The sequence below is a fragment of the Streptococcus tangpeifui genome, from assembly GCF_011038795.1.
Classification (GTDB): Bacteria; Bacillota; Bacilli; order Lactobacillales; family Streptococcaceae; genus Streptococcus; species Streptococcus tangpeifui.
Map to the genome: position 1 here is coordinate 29,381 of NZ_JAAKDU010000013.1, position 25,271 is coordinate 54,651.

Here is a 25,271-nt window from a genome sequence, read left to right on the forward strand (position 1 = left end):
GACTTCGTCGTCCCATCTCCGCACAGCTGACTAGGATGGCCGCTAACAATTGCAGAGTAGTTAAACAGTCCAGTGGACTGTTTAAGGGGGTGCCTGAAAATGGGACTGCACCCCAAGATAAGGACCTCCAATCAGCAGTGGTTCATTGGTGCTGACTAAAGTACTTAATGAACTGTGCAGGGGTAAGACTTCTTGGTATAGCCAACAGGTCTTACTTTCAACCACTGCGTTAAACTGTTATTACTGCAAAAAAATAGAAGGCTGGAATACTTTTTTCCAGCCTTCTATTTCGAAATAGCTCTCTTAACGTAGTGGGGATTCGTGATGGTAGACTGGATGCTTTAAGCATTAATCAGTATCAGCGAGAATACAGTATTATACCTATAGGTTAAACAGTCTGGCGAATTAAGTTGGTCACCGAGTGCGGCTACTGGTCTTGTTCTTCCTCCATTGTTATCCCTCAATATATTCTTTTAATGCTTTTCCTTTTAACCCAGCACTGAGAGCGATAAGAAGCTTGAGTCTGGCCTTTTGACTATTGAGTTCCTTGACAAACATAACCCCAGATTCCTGCAATTTAGCGCCCCCACCAGGATAGGCGTAGACGGGCTCGGCAATGCCATTGAAGCAGCGAGAGACAAGCACAACTGGCACGTTTTGACTCATCAGCCATTCCAACTCACTCGCTGCTTCGGGTGGTAGGTTTCCAGCACCTAAGGCCTCGATAACTACCCCATCAATTTTCTGCGGATCTAAAAGACTGATAATCCCCTCGCCCACTCCCATGCCAGCATAAGCCTTGATGATGGGCACCGTTCCGGTGATGGTATCTAAGTCAAAACGGACCCTAGGTTCTGCCGTTTTAAAAAAGAGAATGTCATGTTTCATAATAATGCCAAGGGGACCGTGGGTTGGGGTATTAAAGGTAGCCACATTGGTGGTGTGGGTCTTGGTCACATACTTGGCTGCATGAATTTCATCGTTCATGACTACCAGAACTCCCTTGTCTGTCGCCTTATTGTGACTGGCTACTCGAATGGCTGACAGGTAATTATAGACGCCATCACTTCCCAGTTCATTGGATGACCGCATGGCTCCTGTCAAAACAATGGGAATCTCTGGGATTGCCATGGTATCCAAAAAATAGGCTGTTTCTTCTAAAGTGTCAGTCCCATGAGTGATGACCACTCCATCAAACTGATCGGCGCATTCCCTAATCTTATGGTAAAGGGCCAGCATGTGGTAAGGAGTCATGTGGGGGCTGGGAATATTAAGAAAATCAAGAACGGTTAACTCAATGTTGGACAAGTCTAGCCCAATATGGTTCATAGGGTTATCCTTGCTGGAGTTAACTTGACCAGCATCGTCTGCCTGCATGGAAATAGTACCGCCAGTATGGAGAACAAGGATTTTTTTCATCGTACTTTTTTCTTTCTGAAATTGTGTTATAATTTATTCTATCATAAAAGACTGGAAAGGAGCCGGCGTTTTGGCAATTAAGGCAGTATTTTTTGACATTGATGGCACGCTTTTGAACGACCGTAAAAACGTTTCGCGGACGACCCAGCAAGCTATTGCTGAGCTGAAAAATCAAGGCATCTTTGTCGGCCTAGCTACTGGTCGCGGTCCGGCTTTCGTCGCTCCTTTCATGGAAAATCTGGGGTTGGATTTTGCGGTCACCTATAACGGTCAGTACATCGTCAGTCGCGATCGGGTTATCTACCAGAATCAATTACCCAAATCAACTGTTTACCGCTTGATAAAATATGCTCAAGAACGCCGAAGAGAGGTTTCTCTAGGGACATCGGTCGGCCTCTTAGGTTCTAATATCATCAATATGGGAACTTCCCGCTTTGGTCAAGTGGCCAGTCGGCTGGTCCCCAAACGTCTGGCCAAGTTTGTTGAGCGGTCCTTTAAAAACATTATTCGTCGTGTCAAACCTCAGAACTTAGAGGCCCTAAAAACTATTATGCGAGAGCCTGTCTATCAGGTCGTCATGGTGGCAACTGAAGGCGAGACCAGTAAGATTCAGGAAAAATTTCCTCATATTAAAATCACTCGTTCCAGTCCTTACTCAGCTGACTTGATTTCAGAAGGTCAGTCCAAAATTAAGGGAATTGAACGCTTGGGTCAGATTTTTGATTTCGAGCTATCTGAAGTCATGACCTTTGGCGATTCGGAAAATGATATTGAGATGCTGCTGGGTTCTGGTATTGGTATTGCCATGGGGAATGGGACTGAGGCGCTCAAGCAGACGGCTCACTATATCACTGACTCCAACAATCAAAATGGTATTGCCAAGGCTCTGTCCCATTATGGTCTCATCCATCTGGGAAGTGAAAATGACTTTCTGTCAGCTGATGATAATTTCAATAAAGTGCGTGATTTTCACCGGCTTATGGATGGGGCAACTAACAATACTCCTCGAGTTTATGGTCTTGAAGAAGCAAGCCATCGGGCTGACTTTAAATTGGAGGAAATTGTTGAATTCATTTATGCAACCTGTCAGACCTCAGATGACTTTGAGCAGGCCCTAGCTAACTTGCATACTGCTTTAGATAAGGCAGCGACCAAGGTGCAAGCCAAGAAGCATCCAGAAAGTCCGCTGGTTGGGCAAGTTGATGCTTTGATTGATTTGCTCTATCTAACCTATGGCTCCTTCGTCCTGATGGGCGTTGATCCTAGTGGTGTTTTTGATATTGTTCATGCGGCTAATATGGGGAAGACCTTCCCGGACGGCAAAGCCCATTTTGACCCAGTGACTCATAAAATTTTAAAACCAGATGATTGGGAAAAGCGTTTTGCTCCAGAACCTGCCATTAAGCGAGAAGTTGATCGCCAGCTGCATAAAGCTCTGCGGCGAAAAGCCAGCGAGACTAGCAGTCTAAATGATTAGCTTTACTTTCCTAACTGAAAATAGCCGAAGCTATCAGAAAAATCCTTGCTCAACAGGCAAGGATTTTTCATCATTTTTGCAAACAGCTACTAGCTGATTTACAAAGTCTTTTGTTCATCACGAACAACTAAAATATCCACCTTGGCATGACGCATGATATACTCAGAAGAAGAACCAATTAAAAGACGTTCAAAATTATTAAGACCGGTCGCTCCTAAAAGAATCAAGTCAGTCTTTTCACGTTTAGGAATATCAATGGCTAAAAGACGTTTAGGGTTGCCGAATTCGATTACTTTACGGACTTCTTTGACGCCGGCTTCCTTGGCAGTTTTTTCGTAGCCGCCTAAAAGAGCATCAGCTTCTTTTTCAAGGTTTTCGTAGGTGAAGGTATCAACGGCAGCGATGTTCTGGATAGCCCGAGTATCAATAACATGGGCTAAGACAAGTTCGGCATCATTGCGCTTAGCAACAGCAATCCCTTTTTTAAAAGCCAATTCGGCCTGGTCAGAACCATCGACAGCAACGAGGATATGTTTATAAGCTTGAATCATAGGATTGTTCCCCCTATTCTTGTTTTCGTAAGTTTATTATACCTCTTTTTCAAACTTTATGAAAGCGATTGCTAGAATTTTCGGAAATTTCTTCCAATCCTCTCAGCTATCTTTTTTAGCGAAAGCTCTTAAAATTGTTTCCAATTTTTTATTAATTCAGCTATAATAAAGCGACAGAGGTTACAAGTAATGAAGCAATTTAATAAGTCATCCAAACTCGAACATGTGGCTTACGACATTCGTGGGCCGGTCCTTGATGAAGCTAATCGTATGTTGGCTAATGGTGAGAAAATTCTCCGCCTCAACACAGGGAATCCTGCAGCTTTTGGATTCACAGCTCCTGACGAAGTTATCCGAGACTTGATTTTAAATGTCAGAGAGAGTGAGGGGTATTCAGATTCTAAAGGAATTTTTTCTGCCCGCAAGGCTATTATGCAGTATTGTCAGACCAAGGGCTTCCCACCGGTTGATATTGATGATATTTATATCGGTAACGGGGTTTCTGAGCTGATCTCTATGTCCCTGCAAGCTCTGCTAAATGATGGGGATGAGGTTTTGGTTCCTATGCCCGACTATCCTCTTTGGACGGCTTGTGTCAGTCTAGCGGGAGGTAAGGCTGTCCACTATCTCTGTGATGAGCAGGCTGAATGGTATCCGGATCTCGATGATATCAAGTCCAAAATTAGCTCAAATACCAAGGCGATCGTGGTCATTAATCCCAATAATCCAACAGGTGCCCTTTATCCTAAGGATATTTTGGAAGACATTGTTGAGCTTGCTCGGCAGAATGATTTGATTATCTTTGCGGATGAGATCTATGATCGTTTGGTAATGGATGGGGCACAGCATATAGCCATCGCCAGTCTGGCTCCTGATGTTTTCTGTGTGTCTATGAATGGTCTCTCCAAGTCCCATCGTATCTGTGGTTTTCGGGTTGGATGGATGGTTTTGTCCGGACCTAAGGAGTCTGTCAAGGGGTATATTGAAGGACTTAATATGCTGTCTAACATGCGACTCTGCTCCAATGTTTTGGCTCAGCATGTTGTTCAGACTTCCTTGGGCGGCTACCAATCTGGTGATGAATTGTTAGTCCCAGGCGGTCGAATTTATGAGCAGAGAGAGTTTATCACTAAGGCTATCAATGATATTCCTGGCTTAACAGCCGTCAAACCTAAGGCTGGCCTCTACATCTTTCCTAAGATTGACCCGAATATGTATAGGGTCGATGATGATGAAGAATTTGTTTTGCGCTTGCTTAAGCAAGAGAAGGTCATGCTAGTTCCTGGTAAAGGGTTCAATTGGAACAAGCCTGATCACTTCCGCATTGTTTATCTGCCCCGAGTATCTGAACTGGCAGAGGTTCAAGAAAAGATCACTCGGGTCTTGGCTCAGTATAAACGTTAAAGTTATAAAGTCTATTATTGGAGAAACTTCCCTAGAATTGGGAGGTTTCTTTTTTCTGGCGTTTGCCAAGCATTGCAAAGATTTTCTTCGTAAAAAAGCGATAGCAGCTTGATTTTGAGCAAGATACCAGCGGGGCTATTATGTAAAAAGGGAAAAAGATCCATTAAAATCCGAACATTTTTATTAAAATTGTAAATTATTGACTATAATTTTGGAACTATAAGAAATTTTCTGATAATTGATTGCGATTTCAAAAAGACTCTGATATAATGAGGTGAAATCATAAAGAGGGAAAAGAGAAATGCCTAGCTTATTAGAAAAAACAAGAAAAATCACATCCATCTTGCAACGCTCGGTTGACAGTTTGCAAGAGGATTTACCTTACAATATTATGGCCTTGCAGTTGGCTGATATTATTGATTGTAATGTCTGTATCGTTGATGGTGGGGGAACGCTTCTTGGCTATGCCATGAATTATAAAACCAACACCGACCGTGTTGAGGAGATTTTTGACGCTCAGCAGTTCCCTGATGACTATATGCGGGGGATTAGTCGGGTTTACGATACCGAAGCCAATATCCCTGTCTCCAGCGAGTTAACCATCTTTCCAGTAGAGTCCCGAGATATCTATCCGAGAGGTCTGACCACTTTAGCACCGATCTATGGTGGTGGCATGCGGCTGGGATCTTTAATTATCTGGCGCAATGATGATGAATTTACCGATGATGACTTGATTTTGGTTGAAATTGCAGCGACCGTTGTTGGGATTCAATTGCTCAATCTGCAAACAGAAAATTTGGAAGAAACCATCCGCAAGCAAACAGCTGTTAATATGGCCATCAATACCCTGTCTTATTCGGAAATGAAAGCTGTAGCTGCCATTCTTAATGAATTAGGAGGTCTTGAGGGGCGTTTGACTGCTTCTGTGATTGCTGATCGGATTGGAATTACTCGTTCGGTTATCGTCAATGCTTTGCGAAAGTTGGAAAGTGCCGGTATTATCGAAAGTCGTTCTTTGGGAATGAAGGGAACCTACCTTAAGGTTATTAACGAAGGTATCTTTGATAAGATTAAAGATTTTGAGTAGTAGAAAAATCCTGTCCCTATGGCAGGATTTTTTAGTATAATGAAGAAAATATCTATGTCTAAAATGGAGGATAAAAATGACTAAAGCGCTGATTTCGATTGATTATACCTATGATTTTGTGGCGGATGATGGCAAACTGACAGCAGGTCAGCCTGCTCAGGCCATTGAAACAGCCATTGCTGCTAAAACCCAGACAGCCTATGAAGCTGGTGATTATATTTTCTTTGCCATTGATGGCCATGATGAAGGAGATACTTTTCATCCCGAAACCAAACTCTTTCCACCCCACAATATCAAGGGGACCAGCGGACGCAACCTCTATGGTCAGCTGGCTGATGTTTATGAAGCTATCAAGGATGACAGTCGGGTTTTCTGGCTGGATAAGCGCCACTATTCAGCCTTTGCGGGAACGGATTTGGATATTCGGCTGCGGGAAAGGTGGGTGACAACTTTAGTCTTAACTGGTGTTCTCACTGATATCTGCGTCCTTCATACAGCTATTGATGCTTATAATCTGGGTTATGATATTGAGATTCCTGCTTCCTGCGTGGCAAGCCTGACTCAAGAAAATCATCAATTTGCCCTTGATCATTTCAAGAATGTCTTAGGGGCGACTGTTACAGAATGAAAATCGAATCGCTATTTAAGCGATGACTAGGGGCGCAATTTTCGGTAAGCTTTACCTACTGAGTGCCATAATTTCAAACTTTGGGTAATACTCCCCCTTCTTTAAGTAGACACAAAAATAACCAACTGGATCTCAGACGGAAAAATTTCCTGATGTCCAGTTGGTCGCTTGAGTATGTGTCTGACTTAACTTAATGACAGTGGATTTATACGCAATCTTCAGAGATTCCCATATTTATGGGTGAAGGCAAAGCCATCATAGATGTTTGTTCTGGACTGGGGTGTCTTCCTGAACCTTATAAAAGGAGTGGCGGCAAAAGATGAAGAGGACTACAAGAGATATCAGCCAGATAGTTATTAAGATAGGGTTAATCGCTGAGGCAGGGAATGAGACTAGAAGACTTTTGAGCAGAATACTGAATACTATTAGAAAGAGCAATAGGAGCAGTAAGGAAAGTTTGTTGCTTACCTTTACCACAGATTCTCTATCTTCTCGAATATTTATAGTCAGTACTGGACTGGTAAATCCTAAGATATCTTTGACATAAACAGTGTGTTCGCTCGCTGGGATAGAGCATTCCCTCGGCTTGATAATTGTCAGTTGGCCAATATTCTTATTGTCAAGTATGAGAAAGAGCGGACTTCGGACGTTGAAAAGACTGATGTTTCGATGGATAGATAGCCTTGCCATAATGCGACCTCCATATTTTTGATTATTTTTGATAAAATCCTCGGACAACTAGAATCATATCCGCAACCTCTTGGGGAGATTCTTGAGCACCTGTTAGCATCCAATGAGCATAGATGCTTTCAATGCTGGCAACATAGGTTGTCAGCCTATAATCTTGGGGGAGGGGTAGATCTGGGTTGACCGCATCATAGAAGAGGGCAGGATCGTTCTCGACCAGCTCAGTAATAAACTGGCGTGTTTTTTGTGAAAAATTTATCGGTGCTATATCAATGATGAGCTTGATAAATTCTTGCTGGCTTTGTAGGTAATTGAGACTGTGAATGAGTTTTTCTTTAATACTGGCAGGATCATCGCTCAATTCTTTGCGGAGATGGTCAGTGATTTCGTGCATAAGCTTTTCAATCAAGTCATATTTATCTTGATAATGAAGGTAAAAAGTGCTGCGGTTGATGTGGGCTTTTTCAGTGATTTGACGGATAGTGATATCTCCAAATGCTTTCTTTTCTAGCAGCAGCTCGGTAATAGCTGCTTTTATTTTGGCCTTACTTTGTGTGTGACGTTTTTGAGTCATAGGATATCCTCTCTTTAAATAGACAAAAGTCTATATAATGCTGCTTGTTTTTCACTTTAGTCTATTATATACTAAAGGAAAGATTAAAGCAACAAGTGTCTAAATAAGGAGATGGTTAGATGAGTTATGTTGAAATGAAACATTCCTATAAGCGTTATCAGATGGGAGAAAGAGAAGTTATCGCCAATAATGATATCAGCTTTGGGATTGATGAAGGAGAGCTGGTTATTATCTTGGGAGCTTCTGGTGCCGGCAAATCAACGATTCTTAATATTCTTGGTGGTATGGATACGAATGATGATGGGGAAGTTTGGATTGATGGTAATAATATTGCCGCTTACAGTCCCAAAGAGTTAACGGCTTATCGCCGCAATGATGTTGGCTTTGTCTTTCAATTTTATAACTTGGTTCCCAACTTGACAGCCAAAGAAAATGTGGAACTGGCTTCAGAAATAGTGTCTGATGCTAAAGATGCTGCTGAAACCCTAGAGGAAGTTGGGCTTGGAAATCGGTTAGACCACTTTCCTGCCCAGCTGTCTGGGGGAGAGCAACAGCGAGTATCTATTGCCCGTGCTCTTGCTAAAAACCCTAAGTTACTTTTATGTGACGAACCTACAGGAGCTCTGGACTATCAAACAGGTAAGCAGATCCTAAAACTCTTACAGAATATGTCTCGTCAAAGAGGGGCCACTGTTATAATTGTCACGCATAACTCGTCCTTGGCGCCAATTGCTGACAGAGTGATCTATCTGCATGATGCCAAGGTTAGTAAGATTACCTGCAATGATCAGCCTTTAGATATTGATAGTCTTGAGTATTAAAGGGGTGATTTTATGAGAAAAAAGGTTTACTGGGAAACGATCTGGAAGGCCTTGTTGGGATCAAAAGGCCGCTTTCTTTCTATTATGCTTTTGATGTTTTTAGGATCGTTTACCTTTATCGGTTTAAAAGCAACAAGACCCAATATGCAAGGGCGAGCTGATGAGTATCTGCAAGCCCATCAAACAGCAGATTTATTTGTAACAGCCAGCCATGGTTTTAGTCAGGCTGATCAGGAAGAGTTAGAGCATGTTGATGGTGCTAAGGTAGAGTTTGGGAAAGTAACAGATGTGACGATTGAGGATACCGACAATGCTGTGAGGGTGTTTTCCAAAAGTCAGACCATCTCGACTTACCAGTTAGAATCAGGCAATTTACCCAAGAAACAGAATGAGATTGCTCTGGCTGCTCCTTTGAAAAAGAAATATCAACTGGGTGATAAATTATCCTTTCAGCTTTCTGAGAAGTCTAATTTGGTAGAAAAAGATTTCAAAATAGTCGGTTTCATCAAGTCATCTGAAATTTGGTCTAACTTAAATTTAGGATCATCGACAGCAGGAGATGGTAATCTGACAAGTTATGGTGTTGTGAATTCCTCAGCCTTTGCGAATAGCACCAATACTTTGGCTAGAATTCGCTATGACCGACTGAAAAAGCTTAATCCTTTTTCCGATGGTTACACTAAAAAAGTGAATAGTTATCAAGACGCGTTAGATACAGTGTTAGAGGATAATGGCCAAAAGCGTCTGGCAGACTTGAAAAAGGCACCGCAGAAAAAAGTTGACCAAAGTAAAATAGCCTTGGCTGACGCAAAAAAGAAGCTGCAAGAAAGTACAGCTGCTCTAGCATCAGCACCTCCTTATCAGCAAGAGTTGGCTCAGCAGTCTATTAGTCAAGCGCGCCAATCAATCGCTCAAAAGGAGCAGCAGATTCAAAAAGCTCAGGCTCAAATTGATGCCATGCCAAAACCAATCTATAATACTTATACACGTTCGACCATGCTGGGCGGAGAAGGTTATACGGTCTATTCTGCCAATGCAGACAGTATGGGCAATCTCGGCAATATTTTTCCTATTGTACTCTATGGTGTTGCTGCCTTGGTTACCTTTACGACGATGACTCGATTTGTTGATGAGGAAAGAAACAAATCGGGTTTACTGATAGCTCTGGGCTATACGAAACAGGATGTTATCCGGATATTTCTTATTTATGGTTTTGTAGCTAGCATGCTGGGCAGCCTCTTAGGTATTATCGGAGGCCATTATTTACTTTCAAGAATTGTGCTACAGATTTTTTCAGGGAATATGGTCTTGGGCAGTCCCCATTTATCCTTTTACTGGTCTTATACCTTAATCGCTGTTTTGTTAGGATTGGCGAGTGCTGTTTTACCGGCTTATCTTATTGCCAGTAAGGAGTTGGGTGAAAAACCGGCTCAGTTGCTGCTGCCTAAGCCGCCTGTGAGAGGGTCGAAGATCTTTTTAGAGCGGATAGGGTTTATGTGGCGGCGTTTGAGTTTTACTCATAAAGTGACCGTCCGTAATATTTTTCGCTATAAGCAGCGGATGCTGATGACGATTTTGGGGGTGGCTGGTTCAGTTGCACTTCTTTTTGCAGGATTAGGAATCCAATCCTCTTTGGGAAAGGTGATTAGGGAACAGTTTACGCAGTTGACCCCTTATCATCTGGTAGCTATGAAAAAGGAAGGTGTCAAAGATAATGATAGCTTAACGAACTTTTTAAGGTCAAAGGACGTTGCGCGTTATCAGAGTATTTATTACACTAACTTGACTGAAGAGGTCCCTCAGTTAAAAGACCGGCAGAGTATTGCTGTTATGGCAACGGATGGCGACAACTTTGACGACTTTGTTCGCTTAAAGGATGCCCGTACTAATCAGGACTTAAAACTGCCTAAGCACGGTGTCGTTATCTCTGAAAAATTAGCCCGCTTTTATAAGGTCGATGAGGGTAAGAGTTTTTATCTTAAGGACAGTGATGGTAAGAAGCGCCGTATCAAGGTTGCTGCCATTGCCAAGATGAATGTCGGCCACTATTTATTTATGACTCGGTCAGTCTATCAAGATATTTTTGGTCAGAAGCCCGATGATAATGCTTATTTTATCAACCTAAAGGATGATTCTTCTTCTCATATTAAGGATATATCAACGAAATTACTGGCTATGAACGAGGTTGCATCGGTGACTCAAAATACATCTCGGATGAAGATGATTAAAACAATTGTTACCTCTTTGAATGCAGCCATGATTGTTCTGGTTGTCAATACAGTTCTTTTGGCCCTTGTTATTCTTTATAACTTGACTAATGTCAATATTGTTGAACGTATTAGAGAGTTATCCACGGTAAAGGTTCTTGGTTTTTACGATAGTGAGGTTACCTTGTATATTTACCGTGAAACGATTGTTCTTTCAATGGTAGGAAATGTTTTGGGACTCTTAGCTGGTCATTATTTGCATCAAGTAATCATGGAGATGATTGGTTCTGATAATGTATTATTTGGGACAAATGTTGATATTCAGGTTTATGTGATCCCAATTGTTTTTATTTGTCTTATTCTTGTAGGATTAGGGGTATTTGTTCACTATCGACTCAAATATCTTGATATGCTGGAAGCTTTACAGGCAGCAGAGTGATAAATTTCCAGCAGAAGTGTTGGTGATATCATCCTCTCTGCAGGTTAAAAGAGGTTGGGAACGTTCCCAACCTCTTTATGATGTGCAAGATCCATTTACAAGAAGAAAGCTAGTATATGCAAGATCCAAAGATGGACAGGGTAAAAGATGTAGAAAAACCATCTGTGGATAGGCTTAGTGCTGCCTTTTTGCCCGTTATAGAAAAATAGGAAGGGAAGGAAGAGGAAGCTCATAGCATCGCTGTTGTAACAAAACATCTCAAACCAGACGCCCAGACTTGGGTAATGACTGATATTAAGGTCTGGTCCCATTATGATAAAGAGCAAGACGCTCCATAATCCAAAGACGAGCAGCTGCCTTTTAGGACTGCCGTAGAATCCCCAAAAAATCAGCATAAGAAAGAGAATTGGGACACCGCCTTCCAGTGTCAGGCTGAGGTGCTGGCCAAGAGGCAGACCGATAAGCGATAGGAAAAGTCCCATGATGAAAATCACTGTTCCCAAGATAAGATTAAGGCTGCGCTGATTGGTGGAGTCTTTAGCTTTTTGCCAAAAATAGATCATGCTGTAACCTAAAGCGAGGGTTAAAAAAATATTATCTACGATCTGGTGCTTAGATCCTAGGAGCAGCAAAGATAGGAAGTCACCCAGCTGCATGAGAATGGCAGCCACCCACAATCGAAGCAAATGTTTTTGCCGATTTCTGGTATGAAAGAAACCTTCCAGTGTTAAATAAGCAAAGACAGGAGCAACAAATCGTGTCATGAGATGCAGCCAGCTTGGCAAGCCAGGGAAGGCAAAAAATGCAGAATCCATTACCATAAAAGTCAGGGCGATGTATTTAAGCTGATTAGTATTCCATCCTTTTAGTGTTTTCATGGCATCTTCCTCCTTAATATCAGTGTACCAAAATAATGAAGCCCTGCCCTTACAATTTTGAAAGAATGTTTTTATCTTTAAAAGTGTGATATAATTTTGAAGACTATGTAATGCTTATAGGAGAAAAATGGATGAAAATTTCTGAAGAAGAAGTTCGCCATGTAGCGGCTTTGTCAAAGTTGTCCTTCTCAGATGAAGAAACGGCTGAATTTGCGACTACCTTGACCAAAATTGTCGACATGGTTGAGCTGTTGAATGAAGTTGATACGACTGGTGTGCCTATTACAACAACCATGGCTGACCGCAAGACAGTTATTCGCCCTGATGTGGCTGAAGAAGGAACTGATCGCGATCAGCTCTTTAAAAATGTACCGGAGTCGAAAGATTATTATATCAAGGTACCGGCGATCTTAGATGACGGAGGAGATGCCTGATGTCTTTTAATCATAAAACAATTGAAGAATTACACGACCTTCTGGTCAAAAAAGAAATTTCTGCGACTGAACTGACTGAGGCGACACTCGAGGATATCAAGGCGCGTGAGACGGCTGTTGGTTCTTTTATCACGGTAGCGGAAGAGGCGGCTTTGGAGCAGGCTCAGACTATAGATGAAGAAGGAATTGATGCGGATAATGTCCTGTCAGGAATTCCTTTAGCGGTTAAGGATAATATTTCGACTAAGGGGATTTTAACAACTGCTGCATCGAAAATTCTCTACAATTATGAACCCATCTTTGATGCGACAGCTGTTCAAAATGCCTATGGAAAAGGTATGATCGTCGTTGGTAAGACCAACATGGACGAGTTTGCCATGGGCGGCTCAACCGAAACTTCCTACTTCAAGAAGACTAAAAATGCTTGGGATCAAAGCAAGGTCCCCGGTGGTTCATCAGGTGGTTCAGCGACAGCAGTAGCTTCTGGTCAGGTTCGTCTGTCACTGGGATCTGATACGGGTGGTTCCATCCGTCAACCGGCAGCTTTTAATGGTGTTGTCGGTCTTAAGCCAACTTATGGTACGGTGTCCCGTTTTGGCCTGATTGCTTTTGGCAGCTCGCTGGATCAGATTGGTCCATTTTCGCAGACTGTTAAAGAAAATGCCCAACTGCTAAATGCTATTGCCAGCGAGGACAAGAAGGATTCCACCTCTGCTCCTGTTCGGATTGCTGATTATACCAGTAAGATTGGGCAAGACATCAAAGGGATGAAAATTGCCCTGCCTAAGGAATACTTGGGCGAAGGCATTGATCCACAAATTAAAGAAAATATTCTAGCAGCGGCTAAGCAGTTTGAAAACTTGGGAGCCATTGTTGAAGAAGTTAGTCTGCCCCATTCCAAGTATGGTGTGGCGGTTTATTACATCATTGCTTCTTCAGAAGCTTCCTCCAACCTGCAACGCTTCGATGGGATTCGCTATGGTTTCCGAGCAGAAGGTGCCGAATCTCTAGAGGATATCTATGTCAAGACTCGCAGCCAAGGTTTTGGTGATGAAGTTAAACGCCGTATCATGCTGGGGACCTTCAGTCTGTCGTCTGGTTACTATGATGCCTACTTTAAAAAGGCTGGTCAGGTACGTAGCTTGATTATTCAAGATTTTGAAAAGGTCTTTGTCAATTATGACCTTATCCTTGGTCCTACAGCACCGCAGGTAGCTTTTGGCCTGGATACACTCAATCATGACCCTGTTGCCATGTATCTAGCTGACCTTTTGACCATTCCGGTCAATCTAGCTGGGCTGCCAGGAATTTCGATCCCGTCAGGCTTTGTGGAAGGGTTGCCAGTTGGATTGCAATTAATTGGTCCTAAATATGGTGAGGAAACTATCTATCAAGCAGCCTCTGCTTTTGAAGCAGTGACTGACTACCATAAGCAGCAGCCAGCAATTTTTGGAGGTGAGAACTAATGAACTTTGAAACCATTATTGGGCTGGAAGTCCATGTGGAATTAAATACCAATTCAAAAATTTTCTCACCATCATCGGCTCATTTTGGTGAGAATCCCAATGCCAACACTAATATCATCGATTGGTCCTTCCCGGGTGTTTTGCCGGTTATGAATAAGGGTGTTATTGATGCAGGCATAAAAGCTGCTTTGGCGCTCAATATGGATATTCATCAGACCATGCACTTTGACCGCAAGAACTATTTCTATCCAGATAATCCTAAAGCCTATCAAATTTCACAATTTGATGAACCAATCGGTTATGATGGCTGGCTGGAAGCGCAGCTGGATGATGGTTCAACAAAGAAAATTCGTATTGAACGGGCGCATTTGGAAGAAGATGCTGGTAAGAATACCCACGCTGATGATGGTTATTCCTACGTTGACCTCAATCGTCAGGGTGTGCCTTTGATTGAAATCGTTTCTGAGGCTGATATGCGCTCTCCTGAAGAGGCTTATGCTTATTTGACAGCTTTAAAGGAGATTATCCAATACACCGGTATTTCTGATGTCAAAATGGAAGAAGGCTCCATGCGGGTCGATGCCAATATTTCCTTGCGTCCCTATGGTCAAAAGGAATTTGGTACTAAGACCGAACTCAAGAATCTCAATTCCTTCAGCAATGTTCGCAAGGGCTTGGAATATGAAGTAGAGCGTCAAGCTAAAATCCTGCGTTCCGGTGGTGTGATTCGTCAGGAAACCCGCCGTTACGATGAAGCTGGAAAACAAACAATTCTTATGCGGGTTAAAGAGGGTTCGGCCGATTACCGTTATTTCCCAGAGCCCGATCTGCCAATCTTTGAGATTTCTGATGATTGGATCGAGGACATGCGGAGTAGCCTGCCTGAATTTGCCAAAGACCGCCGAGCTCGTTATGTGAATGAATTGGGTCTGACGGACTATGATGCTAGTCAATTGACAGCGACTAAAGCGACATCAGACTTCTTTGAAAAAGCTGTTGGCCTAGGCGGCGATGCCAAGCAGGTTTCCAATTGGCTCCAAGGTGAAGTGGCCCAATTTCTTAATAGCGAAGCTAAAACCATTGAACACATTAATCTGACACCAGAAAATCTGGTAGAAATGCTGGGCTTGATCGAAGATAGCACCATTTCATCTAAGATTGCTAAAAAGGTCTTTGTCCATCTGGCTAAAAATGGCGGTTCTGCGCGTGACTATGTGGAAAAGGCTGGTTTGGTACAGATCTCCGATCCAGATGTCTTGATCCCGATTATCCACCAAGTCTTTGCGGATAATGAAGCAGCTGTCGCTGACTTCAAATCAGGTAAACGCAATGCCGACAAGGCCTTTACTGGTTTCCTCATGAAGGCAACCAAAGGCCAAGCTAACCCGCAGGTGGCTCAAAAACTGCTCAAGGAAGAGTTGGCAAAACTATTAGATTGATATAAACCTAAACCCTAAGAGAGAGTGGGACTTAATCAGTAAATCGTGATAAAATCACGATTTTGATTTTCCTCGCTCTCCCTTTTTGATATAACTAATAACTATGTTTTTCTATATAAAATATATATTTTACACTTATAGCACCCTCTGATACAATGAACCTATAACAATCAAGAGGTAGAATACATGACAAAAAAATATTTTGAACACGTAGGTAGCTTTTTACGGCCAGCAGAATTGAAGGAAGCACGTGCAGCTTTTGAAGCTGGTAAGATTTCGAAAGCAGACTTGACTGCAGTTGAAGACCGGCTGATTACAGACTTGGTCGATAAGCAGGTTGCTGCTGGTCTTGAAAAAATAACTGATGGTGAGTTTCGTAGGGCTAACTGGCATGTGGATTTTTTCTGGGGCTTTGATGGCATTAAGCGCTATCAGTATGGGGAAGGTTTGGCCTTTCAAGAGGTAGAAACTAACGATGATTCGGCTATCGTTACTGGTAAAATTGGTTTTACCAAGGAACATCATCCCTTCATCAAGCACTATCAGTTTTTGAAGAAACTGGCTGATGAGCGTGGCGTGGAGGCTAAAATCAGCATTCCCGCACCAGCTCAGTGCTTGGTTGAATTGCAACGCGGCACTAATATCCAAAAGGCCTTAGCGGTCTATCCTAATCAGCAAGACTTGATTGACGATTTGGCTGCAGCCTATCACGATGCTATCCTTGCTTTTTACGAAGAAGGTGCTCGTACGGTTCAGCTGGATGATTGTACCTGGGGTATTATCATGGATGATGAGTTTTATAAGACCGTAACAGGTGGTCAGATTGATAAGGATGCCATTCGTGAAGGGTTGCTTTATATCAATAATAAGGCCTTGGAAAATCTTCCAGAAGACCTCCAAATTAATACCCATGTCTGCCGTGGAAATTACCAGTCAACCTATGCGACAACAGGACCTTACACAGCAGTGGCTGAGACACTCTTTGGTCGCGAACGGGCGACAGCTTACTTCCTTGAATACGATAATGAGCGGTCTGGTGGATTTGAACCTTTGGCAGAATTTAAGAATCCTGATAAGGTAGCTGTTCTTGGCTTGATTACGACAAAGGAAGGAAAACTAGAGGATAAAGAGGCTGTTATCAAGCGTATCCGTCAAGCTCAGGAGATTTTGCCCCTGGAACAACTCTGGCTAGCAACTCAATGTGGCTTTGCTTCAACTCAAGAAGGCAATCTCATCACAGAAGAAGATCAGTGGAACAAGCTGGCTCTTGTTAAAGAGATTATTGATGAGGTTTGGGGCTAAGCGCATCTCGCTCAACGACTACTAGCAAGTCATTCTTAGGAATGGCTTTTTTTTACGGCTTCAGCCATCTTTAGGTGTTGGCTAGCTTTATAGCTTATGCTCTGATTCCACATCACTAATTAGGAGTCTCAGGATGTCAATTGAGCTGGTGCCGTGAAAATTATCGGCTAGTTTTAGCTTGAGCGATTGGCTGATAAAAGTTCACGAACTTTACCACGTTTTGCGGGTTAATCTTGGTCAGCAGTCTGCTGAAAGATGGGTAAGAGAACTCGAAGATATTTTCACAAAATGCGGATGACTGGAACCTTTGCTATTTAGATCAAGTCCCGCTATAATACTAGAAAAGGGAGGTTCTTATGCTCAAGATTGGTTCAGTATTGTTCAGGACTAAATGGGATGAACTTAGAAAAGATAAAGATGCTAGTAAGGCACTGCGCTTCCTTCTGGAAAGACTGGATCTGCCTAGGGATCTATCAGGAGATTTGACAGAGAATCAAGCCTTGGTCGCCAGGTTTTCAGAGGACTTAGCTCCTCACGATAAATTTTGGGCTGATCTGGCCAAACAGGTTCGTCTAGCAATGAAGGGGCAGGATTTTCAAGAGCAGACTCTCTTTAATCGTCAGCTTCATCAACTTCGATACATCATTTCAAGTCAGCAGGCTCAGTATGTCCGTCGATTTTATAGAAAATCAAGCATGACAGATCAGGAAGCCTTGATTGCTTATCTGCGGGATAACTATTTGCGCCCTAGTCTTTGGGATCATGCCCGCTTGCATAATAAACGGTGCTTGAAGGCAGGTGATTTTCTCTTTCCAGATGGTCAAGAATCTTATAATATAAAGGTTTTACTCCAGTTCCGGACAGAATTTATTATTGACAGTCACGGGAATTTTCTCAATGAAGTTGATGCTGAAAGAATGACTGCCAATGGGATTATTAATGGGGCTAGTTTTAATTATGGCAACACAACTAAAAGTCATTTCCGTCTTGATGTTTATCCTGTTGGTCCGCACGATCCTGCATTTCGCCGTCAAGCAACCAAGGGCTATCGCTCCCCTAATCGAACGGGTAGAGTCCGACTGGCTCGATTTTGGAAGGAAAGAAAAACAGCTGACTTTGACCGCAGCTTTTATAATAAGAGAGGCGGTTATGCCAAAGAAGGGCAAGCCTTGATCAGTTTGGTTAAAAAGCAGAAGAAGAGCTTCAAAAGAGCCCTGAAGGCCAGAAACTAGCCGAGTAGGTTAGCAAGAAACCTAGTATTTACAATAAGAGAGGCCAGATTAGGCCTCTCTTATTGTTATTGTCTAAAGGAATAGAATTTATAAAATAGCATCAAAAGATTCTGGCAAAATCTGTCCGCAATCTTTGTCCGATAATGTAGTAGTGAGCTTCTTTTGATGCAAGGAAGGCGTCAGCTGTGCTAATATCCCCAGGAGCTCCCAATGTGTGTATCGGTATAGTTTTTTTTCATTTCATTTAAATAGGATTGACCTTGGGCAATCAGGCCTTCAGTTAGAACATTGCCCGGTTGAACGGTATTGATAGTGATACCGTTCTTTGTGTATTCTAAGGCAGCACTGCGCATAAAGCCCAATTGACTAACCGATTTTAGTGCTTAGTCAAAAACTCCACTTCTTTGTAACGTTATTGACATATTATATATATATATAATAGTTTTGTAAAATTAAAAAATGGAGGAAAAGAGATGAAACCTGTTAAAGAAGATGAGAAGAAAGTTTTGGGGATCATTGCTTTAATCTTTGGTGGTATCGCCTTGGTGACTTCATGGATACCCTTTGTCAATAACGCCTCCGCCGTTCTAGCGATTATTGCCTTTGTTTTGGGAATGATTGCTTTGTTCATTAACCTGAAAAAGAAAAAATTGCTAGCTCTAATTTCAATTATGATTGCCATCATTTCTTTTATCGTTGTTCTGGTGACACAGGCGAGTTATGGGGCTGTACTGGATAATGCTTTGGGGAAAAATGATAAACCAACAAGGCAAAGCGAAAAAAGAGGTTCAAGTATTTCCAAATCGTCAGAAAGTCAAAAGACTTATAAGGTTGGCGACAAAATCACTTTTAAAGGGGAAGTTGAGTACACCATTACGTCAGTTGAATGGACGGATGAGCGAAATGAGTTTGAAGATACGCAGCCTAAAAAGGTATTGAAGGTTACTTATGATGTTAAAAATTTATCAGACGATGACTATGTTATTGGAGATGATTTAGAGCTTTATGCAAACGGAGCTAAAATGGAATCTTATGCTAATGACAATACTTTCGAAACTATTTCCGCTGGTCGCGATTATAAAGGGGCAACTCAACATTTTGCTGTTAACAGTGATGAAGATTTAGAACTAGAAATTAAACCGTATTTTTCGTTCAAAGGGGAACCAGCAGTTGTTCCGCTGGAATCAGAGTGATTAATTGATAATTTCGCAGAGTTGGAAGTAGGTGTCATTCGTGAAATATTTATCTGTTATATTAGTTATCCTCGGAGTATGTTTAGCCTTTTTAAATCTTTGGTTAGGAATAATTGTAATAATTTTAGGATACCTTGTGAAAGGGAATTAACCATGATTAAAAAGACTTTAACCTATTTCGTTTGGATTGTGTGTATTGGGCTTGTAGTAATTTTTATTATGGGATCTGGCTTCTTAAATAGTTTTTTTGAGCAAAAGCCAACTACAACTGTAAGTGCTAGGATTACTTCCTTAGAAAAAGTTAATCAAATTACGTTCCTTAATGTTGGTATCCAAAAAGTCATTACTTCGAAAGAAACGACGAAAGTCCTTTTTACAGATTTAGATCTGCCATTTTCCGAAAAGGAAGCTATTATCATCCTTAATTATAAGGCAAAGTTTGGTATTAAAAAACCTGTAAAAGTGCAGAAATTGGGAGAATCAAGCTATAAAGTTATCGTTCCAAAATTTGAGGTTATAGGTTTTGAATTAGCTAAAGACAATCCTTACCAATTGTATGATACTTCTGGTGGCTTCTTAAGTGGAGCAACTGATGATGTCGATACTGGAAAGCTTGTTGCAGGTGGTCTAGCTGATAAGGAACAAGAGGGTTATCTAAAGGAGTACAAGGAAATGATCAAAGATTCTGCTAAAGAATACTATCGGCAACTTCTAACTTCTATTGATAAGGATGCAAAAGTAGAATGTGAGTTTCAGGATTGATTGGTAGGTCAGTACTTGTAGCACTTGATAATCTTTGTCGTTTTTGCTAAATCATATTAATAATCTCACAGAGGCTGGGCGAAAACTCGTCCAGCCTTCTTGTTTCGGAATGAACTCTTACCCCTGTACGTTCATTAGAGAGTGGGACAAACAGCCATGATGGCTTCGTTCTCACCCACAAAACATTGTAATCTTTGAAGATTACGTATAAGAAGTCGATTTTTTATATAAATTGACTTCGTTGTCCCACCTCCAACCAACCACTGCGTCAAACTGTTATTACTGCAAAAAATAGAAGGCTGGAATACTTTTTCCCCAGCTTCACTGAACCACTGCTAGCTGGACAAGATCAAATTGGAAAAACTAAACAAATGTGATAACCAGCGTTTATCTTATTTCCAACCTTAAAAGGTCCCTTGGATCTTTTAAGCTGTGCGGGGGTAGGGAAAGGACAGTTTCAGGTCACCCCCTTAAATCAGGACGTGGTGAGAGCTGAAATTTTCAATTTTAGGGCTCGTTCTCACTCTTTTTGCTTTTCTAAATGAATGAGGACAGTGATTGCCTCAAGAATGTTGACGCTTACATTTTTTGTGCTAGAATATAGGTGTGTAGATAGATGACATGCCATGGAGTTACTGATGCAAGTCAGTACAGACAATGGGAAGTTTGGAATATACCACTGTAGTCTCTCAGACTGCTTGTCTCATTATACTTCTGGCGATGGTTGGCTTCAGAAAGTGAAGCTTTTGGACTTTCCATTCTAGTGTCAGCACTTGTAAAATTTTTTAGTAAAGGGGAAAGGATATGAGTAAGAAGAAGTTAATATTAGGTTTTCTAGCTTTAAGTTTTTTGATCGTTGGTTGTTCAGGCTTGAAAGGAGATTCAGGTGTGGCTATTGATAAAGTAAATCTTGGTATTAAAGGATATGAATTTGGTCCGGCTGTCCGTCAGTTGGTTATTGACCTGGATAGTGCTGTCACCAATGTTTCGTCAAAAGACTTAAGCGTCACTACGGCTGGTGTTAAGCAAAAAGTAGAAACAGTTTTTCTCTCTGATGCTGAGGGCAATCGGACGTCTAAAAAATCCAGCCATCATGTGACGATTCAGCTTCCTGTTTCTTTTGATACTAAGAAAAGTGCAGCGGTTGCCAGTCCTTTCAGCTTTGATTTGGATGATTTCCATAACCATTGGGTGACGGCTTATACGGTATCTATTAAGGGACTTAAAGTCTCAAAGAGTGGGAAGACAACGAGTCTAAACTATAAGGAAAACGTTATTGGCAATCGGATCTTAACTCAGGCAGATAGCTTTAATAAACGTGATGACTTTACAGGCAATTATAGCAATCCAATCACTCAGGTTAAGGAAAACCTTACCCTGCGTTATGCGGCCTATGAGCCAGATTCCTTAGCTGGCGGTAAGAAAAATCCTCTGCTTATTTGGCTTCATGGACAAGGTGAAGGCGGCGATGACCTGAATATTACGCTTCTAGGCAATGAAGCCGTTGCCTTGGCACAAAAGACTATTCAAAATCACTTTACAACTGGGAAGACCAAAGGAGCTTATGTCTTGGCGGTGGAATGCCCGACCTATTGGATGGATGAAGGAGATGGCAGCAATGGTTCTGGTTCAGGAAATTCTCGTTATACTGAGGTTTTGATGGCAGCGATTAAAAAATATGTGGCTAGTAACCCAGATATTGATACCGATCGTATTTATTTGAGTGGGGGCTCTAATGGCGGCTATATGACACTCAACATGGCTATTCATTATCCTGATTACTTTGCAGCCCTTGTTCCTCAATCAGCAGCCTATTCTTATTACAATTATGAACGTAATAATGATGGAACCTATAAAATGGTGGCCAGCAAGGACAGTCTGTCAGGCTATGCAGCCGTGAGGACGGATGAGGTTTACTTTGATACTGAAAAAGTAGCCGCCTTGAAGGATATACCAATATGGTTTATCCACGCAGAAAATGATAAGGTTGTTAATCCAGAACTTTATGCTCTGCCTGTTTACAAAGCCTTGGTGGATAGCGGTGCCAAAAATAAATGGTTCTCTTTCTTTAAGTCTGTTGAAGGTTCTGATATGAAAGGAATCCACTATAATGGCCATTGGTCTTGGACTTATTACTTTAACGATAAGGTCAAAGGTGTTCAGGATGTCCAAAAAATCAGTAGTCATGATGACTTAACGGGTTTCCAAGCTGACAACCAATCAGCCGGCGGTACTGCTCAGGCTGAGGTTGATGGTAAAGCTTACGATAATCTCTTTGACTGGCTGAATGATCAGCACCGGTAAAGTTTTTTTCTGTGTGATAGGACATTTGGATTTTTGAGTATCATTTTCAGATGTAAACAAGCCTTAGTACTACTGGGGCTTTTTACATACTCATTCGTGGACAGAGATGTTTTTGTATATGGCATCATAATTTGAGAGGCCATAGTCCTATTATCGTAAAGGTAGGATAGTAAAGAATGCTACTAAGGATAAATTTTTTTCTCCCCTCAAAAGAGCTCTAAATTATGCTATAATAGGGCGTACTATCATATTTTGGAGAAAGCTGTGAGTATTGAAGATTACATACCCACCTTTGCGGTGGAAGCTGTTTATGATTTGAAGCCTGCAAGCTTGCGTAAGCATGGCATTGCGGCGGTGCTGGTGGATTTGGATAATACCTTGATTGCTTGGAATAATCCTGATGGCACACCAGAGCTGCGGGAGTGGCTGGATGATATGACAGAGGCTGGTATCCCAGTGGTCGTCGTCTCCAATAATAAATTTGAACGTGTGAAACGTGCGGTTGAACCTTTCCATGTGGATTTTGTCAGCCGTGCCATGAAACCCTTCACTCGTGGTATTAACAAGGCGATTGAGCGCTATAGCTTTGATCGCAATGAAGTTGTCATGGTTGGTGACCAGCTTATGACGGATATTAGGGCCTGTCACCGAGCAGGTATCCGTTCTATCTTGGTCAAACCGTTGGTGAGGTCGGATGCCTGGAATACCAAGTTTAATCGTGCTAGGGAGCGGCGGGTTATGCGCAAGATTACTGAGAAATACGGTGAAATTACTTACAAAAAGGAAATTTAATGGAAGAATTATATTGTATTGGCTGTGGCGCTAGGATTCAAAGTGAGAATAAGGATGCTGCTGGTTATACGCCCCGCTCCAGTATTGAGAAGGCAGCAGAAGGCGATGGTGAACTATACTGTCAGCGTTGTTTTCGTCTGCGCCACTACAATGATATCGTTGATGTCCATATTAGCGATGACGAATTTTTGACCTTGCTTCATGAAGTTGGGGATAGTCAGGCTTTAGTCGTCAATGTTGTAGATATTTTTGATTTTAATGGCTCTGTTATTCCAGGTCTCAGCCGCTTTGTATCTGGGAATGATGTTCTCCTAGTAGGGAACAAAAAAGATATTCTGCCCAAGTCTGTTAAGGATGGCAAGGTCACCCAGTGGCTGCGTGAACGCGCGCACGAAGAAGGCTTGCGACCAGTAGATGTTGTTTTGGCCAGTGCTCAAAATCATCATGCCATCAAGACTTTGATTGAGCGGATCGAGGAGCTTCGTGCTGGCCGTGATGTTTATGTGGTCGGAGTGACCAATGTTGGGAAATCAACGCTGATTAATGCTATCATTAAGGAAATCACTGGAGACAAGGATGTTATCACGACCTCACGTTTTCCAGGGACAACACTCGATAAGATTGAGATTCCACTGGATGATGGTTCTTATATCTTTGATACACCGGGGATTATTCATCGCCACCAGATGGCCCACTACCTGTCTGCCAAGGACCTCAAGTATGTCAGTCCTAAAAAGGAGATTAAACCCAAGACTTATCAGCTCAATTCTGAACAGACCCTATTTTTAGGGGGGCTGGCACGCTTTGATTTTATTCAGGGAGATAAGCAGGGCTTTACGGCCTACTTTGACAATAATCTCAAGCTCCACCGGACTAAACTTGAGGGAGCTGATGAATTTTACGACAAGCATACGGGCAGTCTTTTGACACCACCATCTGCTAAGGACAAGGATAATTTTCCTAGACTGGTTCGTCACGAATTTACCATTAAAGATAAGGCTGATTTGGTCTTTTCTGGTCTTGGTTGGATACGCATTGCTGCCAAGCCTGACAAACCTGTCCTTGTTGCTGGCTGGGCTCCTGAAGGTGTTGGAGTGCTGGTTCGCAAGGCTTTGATTTAAAAAAGAAGGAAATTATTATGTTAACATCAAAACAACGTGCCTATCTCAATAGTCAGGCTCATGCGATGAAGCCGATCGTTCAAATCGGTAAGAACGGCCTCAACGACCAAATCAAGACCAGTGTTCGCAATGCCTTAGATGCGCGTGAGCTCATCAAGGTCAAGCTGTTGCAAAATACTGATGAGACGATTCATGAGGTAGCTGAAATTTTAGAGGATGAAATTGGAGCCCAGTCGGTTGCCAAAACTGGCCGCATCCTTACTCTTTATAAGCAATCTGCCAAAAAGGAAAATCGAAAACTATCTCAGAAAGTCAAGGAAATTTAGCGTTTAGTGTCTTATAGTTTTGTGAAAGTATAAGCCTTGTTAATAGTCTTGAAAAGTAGTCTTATCGCTTTCAACCAGCCGTTTTGTCGGCTTTTTCTTTTGCCCTATTTATGCTATAATGAAAGCTAAAAGAGTTGATACGTAAAGCATGAGGAGAAGTCTATGGCACTTGATTTAGTAACGCCATTTACTAAGGTGGAATTGGAGACAGCTGTTGAGAAAACTGGTCGTAAGCAGGTTGGAATTTTAGGCGGCAATTTTAACCCTGTTCATAATGCTCATCTGCTTGTCGCTGATCAGGTTCGTCAGCAGCTGTGTCTAGATGAAGTTTTTCTGATGCCGGAATTCATTCCTCCTCACGTTGATAAAAAGGAGACCATTGCTGAGCAGCACCGTCTCAATATGCTCATGTTGGCTATCAATGGTATCGAAGGTTTGGATATCGAGACGATTGAGCTGGAGCGTCAAGGCATTAGCTACACCTATGATACGATGAAGTATCTGACGGAGAAGAATCCCGATACGGATTATTACTTTATCATCGGGGCGGATATGGTGGAATATCTTCCTAAATGGCACCGCATTGACGATCTGGTTGAGCTGGTGCAGTTTGTTGGGGTGCAGCGTCCCAAGTATAAAGTCGGGACGTCTTATCCGGTTATCTGGGTTGATGTGCCCCTAATGGATATTTCCTCAACTAATGTTCGGGAGTTGATTAAGACTGGCCA

At 42.1% G+C, this 25,271-nt stretch carries 22 protein-coding genes and 1 pseudogene; 18 read left to right on the forward strand and 5 right to left on the reverse strand.

Annotated features, from left to right (window positions below):
• Nucleotides 1–453 precede the first annotated feature (453 nt).
• Nucleotides 454–1,419 (reverse strand): asparaginase, encoded by a 966-nt coding sequence (locus tag G7Y32_RS09185; protein WP_165208916.1) that lies wholly within the window; start codon nucleotides 1,417–1,419, stop codon nucleotides 454–456.
• Between the two features lie 70 nt (nucleotides 1,420–1,489).
• Between G7Y32_RS09185 and G7Y32_RS09190 the strand changes: the two genes are divergently transcribed.
• Complete coding sequence (locus G7Y32_RS09190; RefSeq protein WP_165208919.1) at nucleotides 1,490–2,896, forward strand: Cof-type HAD-IIB family hydrolase; 1,407 nt, start codon at nucleotides 1,490–1,492, stop codon at nucleotides 2,894–2,896.
• 98 nt (nucleotides 2,897–2,994) lie between these two features.
• On the opposite strand, the gene G7Y32_RS09195 is transcribed toward G7Y32_RS09190, so the two are convergent.
• A complete protein-coding gene (locus G7Y32_RS09195) occupies nucleotides 2,995–3,444 on the reverse strand; it encodes a universal stress protein (RefSeq protein ID WP_172459641.1) in 450 nt (149 codons plus the stop codon).
• A gap of 192 nt (nucleotides 3,445–3,636) precedes the next feature.
• On the opposite strand from G7Y32_RS09195, the gene G7Y32_RS09200 reads away from it, so the two are divergent.
• From G7Y32_RS09200 to G7Y32_RS09210, 3 genes are all read left to right on the forward strand, one after another.
• Nucleotides 3,637–4,851 carry a pyridoxal phosphate-dependent aminotransferase gene (locus G7Y32_RS09200; protein WP_004228433.1) on the forward strand — a complete coding sequence of 405 codons (1,215 nt, stop codon included), beginning with the start codon at nucleotides 3,637–3,639 and terminating at the stop codon, nucleotides 4,849–4,851.
• Between the two features lie 301 nt (nucleotides 4,852–5,152).
• On the forward strand, nucleotides 5,153–5,938 hold the full coding sequence (gene codY / locus G7Y32_RS09205; protein ID WP_004226020.1) for a GTP-sensing pleiotropic transcriptional regulator CodY: 786 nt from the start codon (nucleotides 5,153–5,155) through the stop codon (nucleotides 5,936–5,938).
• Nucleotides 5,939–6,014: 76 nt separating this feature from the next.
• Nucleotides 6,015–6,566: a cysteine hydrolase family protein gene (locus tag G7Y32_RS09210; protein ID WP_165208924.1), complete on the forward strand. Its 552-nt coding sequence runs from the start codon at nucleotides 6,015–6,017 to the stop codon at nucleotides 6,564–6,566.
• Between the two features lie 712 nt (nucleotides 6,567–7,278).
• Here G7Y32_RS09210 and G7Y32_RS09215 read toward each other — a convergent pair.
• Entirely contained in the window at nucleotides 7,279–7,827 is a 549-nt protein-coding gene (locus G7Y32_RS09215) for a TetR/AcrR family transcriptional regulator (protein ID WP_165208928.1), read from the reverse strand.
• 119 nt (nucleotides 7,828–7,946) lie between these two features.
• Between G7Y32_RS09215 and G7Y32_RS09220 the strand changes: the two genes are divergently transcribed.
• Both G7Y32_RS09220 and G7Y32_RS09225 read left to right on the forward strand, forming a co-directional pair.
• Entirely contained in the window at nucleotides 7,947–8,648 is a 702-nt protein-coding gene (locus G7Y32_RS09220; protein ID WP_165208931.1) for an ABC transporter ATP-binding protein, read from the forward strand.
• 12 nt (nucleotides 8,649–8,660) lie between these two features.
• Nucleotides 8,661–11,294 (forward strand): ABC transporter permease, encoded by a 2,634-nt coding sequence (locus tag G7Y32_RS09225; protein ID WP_165208934.1) that lies wholly within the window; start codon nucleotides 8,661–8,663, stop codon nucleotides 11,292–11,294.
• Nucleotides 11,295–11,389: 95 nt separating this feature from the next.
• Here G7Y32_RS09225 and G7Y32_RS09230 read toward each other — a convergent pair whose 3' ends face one another.
• Nucleotides 11,390–12,172 (reverse strand): TraX family protein, encoded by a 783-nt coding sequence (locus G7Y32_RS09230; RefSeq protein ID WP_165208937.1) that lies wholly within the window; start codon nucleotides 12,170–12,172, stop codon nucleotides 11,390–11,392.
• Nucleotides 12,173–12,303: 131 nt separating this feature from the next.
• Between G7Y32_RS09230 and gatC the strand changes: the two genes are divergently transcribed.
• The 5 genes from gatC to G7Y32_RS09255 all read left to right on the forward strand — a co-directional run bounded on the left by gatC (nucleotide 12,304) and on the right by G7Y32_RS09255 (nucleotide 18,045).
• On the forward strand, nucleotides 12,304–12,606 hold the full coding sequence (gene gatC, locus G7Y32_RS09235) for an Asp-tRNA(Asn)/Glu-tRNA(Gln) amidotransferase subunit GatC (protein ID WP_165208940.1): 303 nt from the start codon (nucleotides 12,304–12,306) through the stop codon (nucleotides 12,604–12,606).
• Complete coding sequence (gene gatA, locus G7Y32_RS09240; RefSeq protein ID WP_165208943.1) at nucleotides 12,606–14,072, forward strand: Asp-tRNA(Asn)/Glu-tRNA(Gln) amidotransferase subunit GatA; 1,467 nt, start codon at nucleotides 12,606–12,608, stop codon at nucleotides 14,070–14,072. Before gatC ends, gatA begins: the two co-directional genes overlap by 1 nt.
• Nucleotides 14,072–15,511, forward strand: coding sequence for an Asp-tRNA(Asn)/Glu-tRNA(Gln) amidotransferase subunit GatB (gene gatB / locus G7Y32_RS09245; protein WP_165208947.1), 1,440 nt, complete (start codon nucleotides 14,072–14,074; stop codon nucleotides 15,509–15,511). Before gatA ends, gatB begins: the two co-directional genes overlap by 1 nt.
• 186 nt (nucleotides 15,512–15,697) lie before the next feature.
• The gene (locus G7Y32_RS09250) at nucleotides 15,698–16,813 is read left to right on the forward strand and encodes a 5-methyltetrahydropteroyltriglutamate--homocysteine S-methyltransferase (RefSeq protein ID WP_165208951.1); all 1,116 of its coding nucleotides are present in this window, start codon (nucleotides 15,698–15,700) and stop codon (nucleotides 16,811–16,813) included.
• A 356-nt stretch (nucleotides 16,814–17,169) separates the two neighbouring features.
• Complete coding sequence (locus G7Y32_RS09255; protein WP_165208956.1) at nucleotides 17,170–18,045, forward strand: DUF3114 domain-containing protein; 876 nt, start codon at nucleotides 17,170–17,172, stop codon at nucleotides 18,043–18,045.
• An 87-nt stretch (nucleotides 18,046–18,132) separates the two neighbouring features.
• Here the strand turns inward: G7Y32_RS09255 and G7Y32_RS09260 are convergent.
• Nucleotides 18,133–18,410 (reverse strand): annotated as a pseudogene (locus tag G7Y32_RS09260) (SDR family oxidoreductase); the annotation flags it as partial.
• Nucleotides 18,411–18,518: 108 nt separating this feature from the next.
• Between G7Y32_RS09260 and G7Y32_RS09265 the strand changes: the two are divergent.
• The 7 genes from G7Y32_RS09265 to G7Y32_RS09295 all read left to right on the forward strand — a co-directional run.
• The gene (locus tag G7Y32_RS09265) at nucleotides 18,519–19,238 is read left to right on the forward strand and encodes an immunity protein (RefSeq protein WP_165208960.1); all 720 of its coding nucleotides are present in this window, start codon (nucleotides 18,519–18,521) and stop codon (nucleotides 19,236–19,238) included.
• Between the two features lie 153 nt (nucleotides 19,239–19,391).
• Nucleotides 19,392–20,000, forward strand: a complete 609-nt coding sequence (locus G7Y32_RS09270; RefSeq protein WP_165208964.1) for a DUF4230 domain-containing protein — start codon at nucleotides 19,392–19,394, stop codon at nucleotides 19,998–20,000.
• An 804-nt stretch (nucleotides 20,001–20,804) separates the two neighbouring features.
• The gene (locus tag G7Y32_RS09275) at nucleotides 20,805–22,304 is read left to right on the forward strand and encodes a prolyl oligopeptidase family serine peptidase (RefSeq protein ID WP_165208968.1); all 1,500 of its coding nucleotides are present in this window, start codon (nucleotides 20,805–20,807) and stop codon (nucleotides 22,302–22,304) included.
• 264 nt (nucleotides 22,305–22,568) lie between these two features.
• On the forward strand, nucleotides 22,569–23,096 hold the full coding sequence (locus G7Y32_RS09280) for a YqeG family HAD IIIA-type phosphatase (protein ID WP_165208972.1): 528 nt from the start codon (nucleotides 22,569–22,571) through the stop codon (nucleotides 23,094–23,096).
• On the forward strand, nucleotides 23,096–24,217 hold the full coding sequence (gene yqeH / locus G7Y32_RS09285; RefSeq protein WP_165208976.1) for a ribosome biogenesis GTPase YqeH: 1,122 nt from the start codon (nucleotides 23,096–23,098) through the stop codon (nucleotides 24,215–24,217). The genes G7Y32_RS09280 and yqeH overlap by 1 nt, the downstream gene beginning before the upstream one ends.
• 14 nt (nucleotides 24,218–24,231) lie before the next feature.
• Entirely contained in the window at nucleotides 24,232–24,543 is a 312-nt protein-coding gene (gene yhbY, locus G7Y32_RS09290) for a ribosome assembly RNA-binding protein YhbY (RefSeq protein ID WP_165209752.1), read from the forward strand.
• 162 nt (nucleotides 24,544–24,705) lie between these two features.
• Nucleotides 24,706–25,271, forward strand: a 566-nt coding sequence (locus G7Y32_RS09295; RefSeq protein ID WP_165213094.1) for a nicotinate-nucleotide adenylyltransferase, incomplete at its 3' end; no start/stop codon positions are given.

What these genes read in the sequence shown, in the direction of transcription:
- G7Y32_RS09185 (WP_165208916.1), bottom strand. Translation starts at nt 1,419, where the DNA reads ATGAAAAAAATCCTTGTTCTCCATACTGGCGGTACTATTTCCATGCAG.
- G7Y32_RS09200 (WP_004228433.1), top strand. Translation starts at nt 3,637, where the DNA reads ATGAAGCAATTTAATAAGTCATCCAAACTCGAACATGTGGCTTACGAC.
- codY (WP_004226020.1), top strand. Translation starts at nt 5,153, where the DNA reads ATGCCTAGCTTATTAGAAAAAACAAGAAAAATCACATCCATCTTGCAA.
- G7Y32_RS09210 (WP_165208924.1), top strand. Translation starts at nt 6,015, where the DNA reads ATGACTAAAGCGCTGATTTCGATTGATTATACCTATGATTTTGTGGCG.
- G7Y32_RS09215 (WP_165208928.1), bottom strand. Translation starts at nt 7,827, where the DNA reads ATGACTCAAAAACGTCACACACAAAGTAAGGCCAAAATAAAAGCAGCT.
- G7Y32_RS09220 (WP_165208931.1), top strand. Translation starts at nt 7,947, where the DNA reads ATGAGTTATGTTGAAATGAAACATTCCTATAAGCGTTATCAGATGGGA.
- G7Y32_RS09225 (WP_165208934.1), top strand. Translation starts at nt 8,661, where the DNA reads ATGAGAAAAAAGGTTTACTGGGAAACGATCTGGAAGGCCTTGTTGGGA.
- G7Y32_RS09230 (WP_165208937.1), bottom strand. Translation starts at nt 12,172, where the DNA reads ATGAAAACACTAAAAGGATGGAATACTAATCAGCTTAAATACATCGCC.
- gatC (WP_165208940.1), top strand. Translation starts at nt 12,304, where the DNA reads ATGAAAATTTCTGAAGAAGAAGTTCGCCATGTAGCGGCTTTGTCAAAG.
- gatA (WP_165208943.1), top strand. Translation starts at nt 12,606, where the DNA reads ATGTCTTTTAATCATAAAACAATTGAAGAATTACACGACCTTCTGGTC.
- gatB (WP_165208947.1), top strand. Translation starts at nt 14,072, where the DNA reads ATGAACTTTGAAACCATTATTGGGCTGGAAGTCCATGTGGAATTAAAT.
- G7Y32_RS09250 (WP_165208951.1), top strand. Translation starts at nt 15,698, where the DNA reads ATGACAAAAAAATATTTTGAACACGTAGGTAGCTTTTTACGGCCAGCA.
- G7Y32_RS09255 (WP_165208956.1), top strand. Translation starts at nt 17,170, where the DNA reads ATGCTCAAGATTGGTTCAGTATTGTTCAGGACTAAATGGGATGAACTT.
- G7Y32_RS09265 (WP_165208960.1), top strand. Translation starts at nt 18,519, where the DNA reads ATGAAACCTGTTAAAGAAGATGAGAAGAAAGTTTTGGGGATCATTGCT.
- G7Y32_RS09270 (WP_165208964.1), top strand. Translation starts at nt 19,392, where the DNA reads ATGATTAAAAAGACTTTAACCTATTTCGTTTGGATTGTGTGTATTGGG.
- G7Y32_RS09275 (WP_165208968.1), top strand. Translation starts at nt 20,805, where the DNA reads ATGAGTAAGAAGAAGTTAATATTAGGTTTTCTAGCTTTAAGTTTTTTG.
- yqeH (WP_165208976.1), top strand. Translation starts at nt 23,096, where the DNA reads ATGGAAGAATTATATTGTATTGGCTGTGGCGCTAGGATTCAAAGTGAG.